This window comes from Actinomadura kijaniata NBRC 14229 (assembly GCF_001552175.1).
Classification (GTDB): Bacteria; Actinomycetota; Actinomycetes; order Streptosporangiales; family Streptosporangiaceae; genus Spirillospora; species Spirillospora kijaniata.
In genome coordinates this window covers 35808-42967 of record NZ_BCQR01000105.1, presented here as the reverse complement: position 1 = coordinate 42967, position 7160 = coordinate 35808, and the positions used below count along the sequence as shown (strand labels likewise).

Here is a 7160-nt window from a genome sequence, read left to right as displayed (position 1 = left end):
ACGGGCCGGCGGGGCGTCAGCGGGTGCTGGTGAACTCCGCGTAGCCCTCGGCCTGCGGGTGGGTGTCGATCCGGTGCCCCGGACGCGCCGGGGCGTGCCCGTCGGAGGCCTCCGGCAGGCCCGAGTGGGGGTCCACGGCCGGGGCGTCGGAGGGCAGGAACACCCACTTCTTGTAGGACCAGAAACGGAACAGCGTCGCCACGCCCGTCCCGAGGATCAGGGAGGCGTTGTAGGCGACCGGGCCCTGGAGCTCCAGCACGAACTTCACGAACCCCTGGAACAGCCAGGTGATCACCAGTCCGACGCCGTTCAGCGCGAAGAACAGCGCGTACTCGCGGCCCACCCCGGACTGGTCGCGGTGCCGGAAGGTCCAGTACCGGTTGGCGACGTACGCGAACGTGGTCGCCACGACGGTCGCGATGCCGGTGGAGGTCAGCTCGCCCAGCTTCAACCCGACGTGCAGCAGGTTCCCCGTGCCCAGCGTGATCACGAAGGCCAGCGCCCCCACGCTGCCGAACTTGGCGAGCTCGTGGACCAGATGCTGGAAACGGCGGTAGAGATTGGCGACCAGGCTCACGAAGGGGAACCGTCCTTCCGGACTCCGCCGTCACAGGGCGCGGCTGAGTGTCCAACGGGATGATGCGGAGGCACAACGAGGATAGACGCAAGTCCCCGTTGCGGAGTCGGAATGTGAACGTTGCAGATGACGAGCGTCATTCCCCCTGGCCCTCCGGTCCGCCGGCTCTCCTCGGTCAGACGTTCGGGAAGCCCCGGTCGTTCGCCGCCCGGGAGCGCCGTCCGGGTCCCCGAATCCGGCCGATACCCTTTTCCGCGTGAGAGATGCAGCTCAGATGCCGATCGTCGGCATGGCGGGCGGCGGTCAGCTCGCCCGGATGACCCAGCAGGCCGCCATCGCCCTCGGCGTGTCGCTGCGCGTCCTCGCCAGGAGCCCCGGCGACTCGGCCGCCAAGGTCGTGTCGGACGCGCGGATCGGCGACGACCGCGCGCTGGCGGACCTGACGGCGTTCGCCGAGGGGTGCGAGGTGGTGACGTTCGACCACGAACACGTGCCCGGCCCCCACATCGAGGCCGTCGCCGCCGCCGGCGTCCCGTGCCGCCCCGGCGCGGACGCGCTGCGGCACGCCCAGGACAAGCTGGTCATGCGGGAGCGCCTGTCCGCCCTCGGCGCGCCCTGCCCGGCGTTCCGGCACCTGCCCGCCGCGACCGCGACGGCGGACCTGGCGGCGTTCGCGGACGAGCACGGCTGGCCCGTCGTGCTGAAGGCCACGCGCGGCGGCTACGACGGCAAGGGCGTGTGGGTGCTGCGCGAGCCCGACGACGCCCTGGTGGCACGCATCCTGGCCGACGGCGTGGACCTGATGGTCGAGGCGCACGTGCCGTTCCGGCGGGAGCTGGCCGCCCTGGTCGCCCGCTCGCCGTACGGGCAGGGCGCGGCGTACCCGGTCGTGGAGACCGTCCAGGAGAACGGCGTGTGCGTCGAGGTGCTCGCCCCCGCGCCCGACCTGGACGCCGACCGCGCGGTCGCGGCCGAGCACCTCGCCCTGGAGATCGCCGACAAGCTCGGCGTCACGGGCCTGCTGGCGGTCGAGCTGTTCGAGACCGAGGACGGCCTGATCGTCAACGAGCTGGCCATGCGCCCCCACAACTCGGGCCACTGGACGATCGAGGGGGCCCGCACCTCCCAGTTCGAGCAGCACCTGCGGGCCGTGCTGGACCTGCCGCTCGGGTCCACCGAGCCGACCGCCCGCTGGACGGTCATGGCGAACGTGCTGGGCGGCGACGACCCGGCGCTGTACGAGCGGATGGGCCACGTCATGGCGCACGACCCGGCGGTGAAGATCCACCTCTACGGCAAGGACGTCCGTCCCGGCCGCAAGATCGGCCATGTGACCGCCCAGGGCGACGATCTGGCCGCGACCCGTTCCCGTGCCCGCAAGGCCGCCGACTACCTGCGGCGGGGCCGAAAGGAGAACCCGTGAACCCCCAGGTCGGCGTGGTGATGGGCAGCGACTCGGACTGGCCGGTCATGCGGGCCGCCGCCGAGGCGCTGGCCGAGTTCGACATCCCCTACGAGGCCGACGTGGTCTCGGCCCACCGGATGCCGCACGACATGATCGCCTACGGCGAGCGGGCCGCCTCCCGGGGCCTGCGCGTGATCATCGCGGGCGCCGGGGGCGCGGCCCACCTGCCGGGGATGCTGGCGTCGGTGACGCCGCTGCCGGTGATCGGCGTCCCGGTGCCGCTGAAGTACCTGGACGGCATGGACTCGCTGCTGTCGATCGTCCAGATGCCCGCCGGGGTGCCGGTGGCGACGGTCGCGGTGGGCGCGGCCCGCAACGCGGGCCTGCTGGCGGCCCGCATCCTCGGGGCGTCCGACGAGGCCCTGCGGAAGAGGATGGAGGACTTCCAGCGGGACCTGTACGCCCAGGCGAAGGCCAAGGGCGAACGCCTCCGCGAGGGCCTGTAGGCCCCGCCGGTCAGCCCAGCCGGTCAGCCCAGCCGGTCAGCCCAGCCGGTCAGCCCAGCCGGTCAGCCCAGCAGGTCAGCCCAGCAGGGACCACTCCACGGCGGGGCAGCGGTCCATCACCACGTCCAGGCCCGCCTCCCTGGCCCGGCGGGCGGCCGCCTCGTCGACCACGTCCAGGGGGAGCCAGACGGCCCGCGCGCCCGCCGCGATGGCCTCGTCCACCACGGCGCCCGCGTGCTCGGCCCGCCGGTACACGCCGACCACGTCGACCTTCTCCGGCAGGTCGGCCAGCGAGGCGTGGCCCGGCTCGCCCAGCACGGTGCGGGCCTCCGGGTGCACCGGGTAGATCTTCTTGCCGCGCTGCTGGAGGCGCCGGGCCTGGTCGTGGACGGTCCGCGCGGGGTTGTCCCCGAGCCCGACGAACGCCCAGGTGCGCGACTCCAGCAGGAGCTTGCGGATGACGGCCGTGTCGGCGAAATCCTCAGACATGTCCGTCACAACCGACGCGGCGCGGCGTTCGTTCCCGGGGGCCGGGGATAGCCTTCCCTCCATGAAGCTGGACGTCGAGGTGCCGGGCGACGGCCGCCGCCACCAGTACTGCTGGGGATGCCGCGCCGAGACCGTCTCCCCCGAGCGCGGCGCGCCCTCGTTCACCTGTTCGACCTGCGGGGAGAGCCACCCCCGCAGCCTGGTCGTCGATCCCGGCACGACCTGGTGGGTGGACGGTGCGGGGGAGTACTGGCACGCGACGGCCGGGATCTTCGTGCGGCGGGAGGACGGGCGGTTCCTGCTGTTCGAACGGTCCCTGTTCCCGCCGGGGTGGACGGTCCCCGCCGGTCACATCGACACCGGCGAGGACCCGCGCCACGCCGCCCGGCGCGAGCTGCGCGAGGAGGTGGGACTCGACGCGGCCCTGCCGGACCTCGTGGAGCTGGGCGTCGAGGACGTCGTGGGGGACCGCTGCTGGCGCGGCTCGGACGCGCACCGCTGGCACTCCTACCTGGTGACCGTGCCCGACGACACCGTCGTGGAGGTCCTGGAGGAGGGGCACCGGCCGAGGTGGCTGCTGCCGTCGGAGGCCCTGGAGCTGCCGCTGACGTTCCCGGTCCGCGCGCTGCTGCCGCGCTACGGCACCCGGAACACGGCACCCGGAACGGCGTAGGCGACCGGCCCCGCGTACCGGGCGGCGGCCCCCTTGATCGCCTCGTCCGGGGTCAGGAACCGGCCGACGTGCGTCAGGACCAGGCGGCCCGCCCCGGCCTTGGCGGCGGTCTGCCCGGCGTCCCGCGGCGTGTGGTGGGCCTGGCCGCCGTCCGGCCCGTCGGCCTCGCACAGCAGCACGTCGCACCCGGCGGCCAGCTCGTCCAGGCCCGCGCATGGCGCGCAGTCGCCCGAGTAGACCAGCGCAGCGCCCCCGGCCTCGACCCGCAGCGCGAACGCGGGCATCCCGTGCTCCACGGCCCGCGAGACCAGCTCCAGCCCCCCGATCCGCACCCGGTGCCCGTCGTGCAGCTCGCGCACCGCGAAGGCGGACTCGACGGGGCTGCGCGCGGGCCCGTTGGTGAGGAACCCGGCCAGCCGGTCGGCGATCCCCGGCGGCCCGTACAGCGGCACCGGCGCGGCGAGCTCGATGTCGGCGTACAGCAGCCCGTAGTACGCGGTCAGCAGGTCGGCGCTGTGGTCGGCGTGCAGGTGCGAGATCCAGATCGCGTCCAGCTCGTCCAGCCGCACGTGCCGCTGGAGCTCCCCGAGCGTCCCGGTCCCCGCGTCCACCCACACGTGGGTGTCCCCGTGGGACACCAGATACCCGGAGCAGGGGTTGTCCACGTCCGGGTAGGGCGTCGCACTGCCGAGCACGGTCAACTGCAGGGGGGTGTCGTCCACCCGGCCAGCTTAGGACCCGATCCCGGGAGGTCCGGGCGTCGGGCGGCGGCGCGGCGCCCGGGTGCGCTGCCGGTGAGCGGCGCGCCGCCGCCCGACGGGTCTCAGGGGCGGCCCAGCGCGCGGTAGTTCCAGCCCGCGGCGCGCCACACCTCCGGGTCGAGGGCGTTGCGGCCGTCCACGATGTTCTTCTCGGCGACGACCGACGCCAGCTCCGCCGGGTCCATCTCGCGGAACTCCTCCCACTCGGTCAGCAGCAGCACCACGTGGGCGCCGCGGGCGGCGTCCAGCGTCGAGGAGCCGAAGGTCAGGTCCGGGTGGACGCGGCGGGCGTTGTCCATGGCCTGCGGGTCGTAGACGGTGACCCGCGCGCCCTGCGCGCGGATCGTCGCGGCCACGTCCAGGGCGGGGGAGTCGCGCACGTCGTCGGAGTTCGGTTTGAACGCCGCGCCCAGCACCCCCACGGTCCGGCCGATGAACGAGCCGCCCAGCAGGTGCCGCGCCAGGTCCACCATCCGGATCCGGCGGCGGATGTTGATCTCGTCCACCTCGCGCAGGAACGTCAGCGCCTGGTCGGCGCCCAGCTCACCGGCCCGCGCCATGAACGCCCGGATGTCCTTGGGCAGGCACCCGCCGCCGAAGCCCAGGCCGGGACCGAGGAACTTGCCGCCGATCCGGTCGTCGTGCGACAGCGCCTCCGACAGCTTGGTGACGTCGGCGTGCGCGGCCTCGCAGACCTCGGCCATCGCGTTGATGAACGAGATCTTGGTGGCGAGGAACGCGTTGGCCGCCACCTTCACCAGCTCGGAGGTGGGGTAGTCGGCGGTGATGAACGGCGTCCCCGCCGTGGTCATCGAGTTGTAGAGCTCGCGCAGCACCTTCTCGGCGTGCTCGGCCGCGCCCTGCTCGGTGGGCAGCCCCACCACGATCCGGTCCGGGTGCAGGGTGTCCTGCACGGCGAAGCCCTCGCGCAGGAACTCGGGGTTCCAGGCCAGCACCGCGTCGCCCTCCGCCGGGGCCAGCCGGCCGATCCGCTCGGCCAGCCGCGCGGCGGTCCCCACCGGGACGGTCGACTTCCCGACGATCAGGCAGGGGCGGCGCAGCAGCGGCGCCAGCGAGTCGACGGCCGCGTCCACGTAGGCCAGGTCGGCGGCGTACTCCCCGGACTTCTGCGGGGTGCCCACGCAGACGAAGTGGACGTCCCCGAACTCGGCGACCTCCTCGTAGGAGGTGGTGAAGCGGAGCCGGCCGTTCGCCAGGTTGCGGCGCAGCACCGGCTCCAGGCCGGGTTCGTAGAACGGCAGGTCCCCGGCGGACAGGCAGTCGATCTTGTGTTGGTCGACGTCGAGACCGAGCACCTCGAAGCCCAGGTCCGCCATGCAGGCGGCGTGCGTGGCGCCGAGATAGCCGGTGCCGATCACCGTGAGGCGGTGCGCCAAGTCATCATTCCTCTCACTGTCCGCGGTCTCCGCGGAGACCTGTCCCGACGGACGGGACACCTGCCCAGCCCGGCGCAGTGTACTGACGGGTAGCATGCGCGCTATGAGTCCCGACTTTCCCACCTACGCGCCCTCGGAGGAGCACGAGATGCTCCGCCAGACGGTGCGTGAGCTCGCCGAAGCCAAGATCGCCCCGCATGCGGCGGCGGTCGACGAGGAGTCCCGTTTCCCGCAGGAGGCCCTGGACGCGCTGGTGCAGAACGACCTGCACGCGGTGCACGTTCCCGAGTCCTACGGCGGGGCCGGGGCCGACGCGCTGGCCACCGTGATCGTCATCGAGGAGGTCGCACGCGCGTGCGCCTCCTCGTCGCTGATCCCGGCGGTCAACAAGCTCGGTACCGTGCCGGTCCTGCTGTCGGGCTCCGAAGAGCTCAAGAAAAAGTATCTGACTCCGGTGGCCAAGGGCGAAGCGATGTTCTCCTACGCCCTGTCGGAGGCGGACGCGGGCTCGGACGCGGCGGGCATGAAGACCCGCGCGGTGCGCGACGGCGACCACTGGGTGCTCAACGGCGCCAAGATGTGGATCACCAACGCGGGTGTGTCGGAGTACTACACGGTGATGGCCGTGACCGACCCGGGCCAGGGCGCGCGCGGCATCTCGGCGTTCGTGGTGGAGAAGTCCGACGAGGGCGTGTCGTTCGGGCCCAAGGAGAAGAAGCTCGGCATCAAGGGCTCGCCGACCCGCCAGGTGATCCTGGAGAACGTGCGCATCCCCGCCGACCGGATCATCGGCGAGGAGGGCACCGGCTTCAAGACCGCCCTGGCCACCCTGGACCACACCCGCATCACCATCGCCGCCCAGGCGCTCGGCATCGCCCAGGGCGCGCTGGACTACGCGGTCGGCTACGTCAAGGAGCGCAAGCAGTTCGGCAAGGCCATCGCCGACTTCCAGGGCGTGCAGTTCATGCTGGCCGACATGGCGATGCGCCTGGAGGGCGCCCGCCAGCTCACCTACCACGCCGCGATCAAGTCCGAGCGCGCCATGCACGGCGAGAAGGTCGCGGACCTGACCTTCGTCTCCTCGGCCTGCAAGTGCCTGGCCTCGGACGTGGCGATGGACGTCACCACCGACGCGGTCCAGCTCCTGGGCGGCTACGGCTACACCCGCGAGTTCCCGGTCGAGCGCATGATGCGCGACGCCAAGATCACCCAGATCTACGAGGGCACCAACCAGATCCAGCGCATGGTCATGGCCCGCCAACTCCTGAAGTAGCACGTTGACCAGCGAAAACGCGCCCCTCCCGCCAGCCGGGACGGGGCGCGTTCGCGGTTGGCGGGGTTATCTCGGTGGT

The 7160-nt window shown here is 72.6% G+C and carries 8 protein-coding genes; 4 read left to right on the top strand and 4 right to left on the bottom strand.

Annotated elements, in window-relative coordinates; all coding sequences use genetic code 11:
• Positions 1–16: 16 nt before the first annotated feature.
• The gene (locus AKI01S_RS29790; protein ID WP_067825193.1) at positions 17–577 is read right to left on the bottom strand and encodes a GtrA family protein; all 561 of its coding nucleotides are present in this window, start codon (positions 575–577) and stop codon (positions 17–19) included.
• Between the two features lie 274 nt (positions 578–851).
• Here AKI01S_RS29790 and AKI01S_RS29785 point away from each other — a divergent pair, with 274 nt between their 5' ends.
• Together AKI01S_RS29785 and purE are read left to right on the top strand one after the other, a co-directional pair.
• Positions 852–2000 (top strand): 5-(carboxyamino)imidazole ribonucleotide synthase, encoded by a 1149-nt coding sequence (locus tag AKI01S_RS29785; RefSeq protein ID WP_067825191.1) that lies wholly within the window; start codon positions 852–854, stop codon positions 1998–2000.
• Positions 1997–2488, top strand: a complete 492-nt coding sequence (gene purE / locus AKI01S_RS29780) for a 5-(carboxyamino)imidazole ribonucleotide mutase (protein ID WP_281186157.1) — start codon at positions 1997–1999, stop codon at positions 2486–2488. Before AKI01S_RS29785 ends, purE begins: the two co-directional genes overlap by 4 nt.
• A gap of 75 nt (positions 2489–2563) precedes the next feature.
• Here the strand turns inward: purE and AKI01S_RS29775 are convergent, their stop codons facing one another.
• Entirely contained in the window at positions 2564–2977 is a 414-nt protein-coding gene (locus AKI01S_RS29775; protein WP_067825189.1) for a CoA-binding protein, read from the bottom strand.
• 61 nt (positions 2978–3038) lie between these two features.
• On the opposite strand from AKI01S_RS29775, the gene AKI01S_RS29770 reads away from it, so the two are divergent.
• Complete coding sequence (locus AKI01S_RS29770) at positions 3039–3650, top strand: NUDIX hydrolase (protein WP_067825187.1); 612 nt, start codon at positions 3039–3041, stop codon at positions 3648–3650.
• Here the strand turns inward: AKI01S_RS29770 and AKI01S_RS29765 are convergent.
• Together AKI01S_RS29765 and AKI01S_RS29760 are read right to left on the bottom strand one after the other, a co-directional pair.
• Positions 3614–4372 carry an MBL fold metallo-hydrolase gene (locus tag AKI01S_RS29765; RefSeq protein WP_067825185.1) on the bottom strand — a complete coding sequence of 253 codons (759 nt, stop codon included), beginning with the start codon at positions 4370–4372 and terminating at the stop codon, positions 3614–3616. The genes AKI01S_RS29770 and AKI01S_RS29765 overlap by 37 nt on opposite strands.
• A gap of 101 nt (positions 4373–4473) precedes the next feature.
• The gene (locus AKI01S_RS29760) at positions 4474–5748 is read right to left on the bottom strand and encodes a UDP-glucose dehydrogenase family protein (protein ID WP_245681830.1); all 1275 of its coding nucleotides are present in this window, start codon (positions 5746–5748) and stop codon (positions 4474–4476) included.
• A 163-nt stretch (positions 5749–5911) separates the two neighbouring features.
• Here AKI01S_RS29760 and AKI01S_RS29755 point away from each other — a divergent pair, with 163 nt between their 5' ends.
• Positions 5912–7081, top strand: coding sequence for an acyl-CoA dehydrogenase (locus tag AKI01S_RS29755; protein ID WP_157420237.1), 1170 nt, complete (start codon positions 5912–5914; stop codon positions 7079–7081).
• Positions 7082–7160 lie beyond the last annotated feature (79 nt).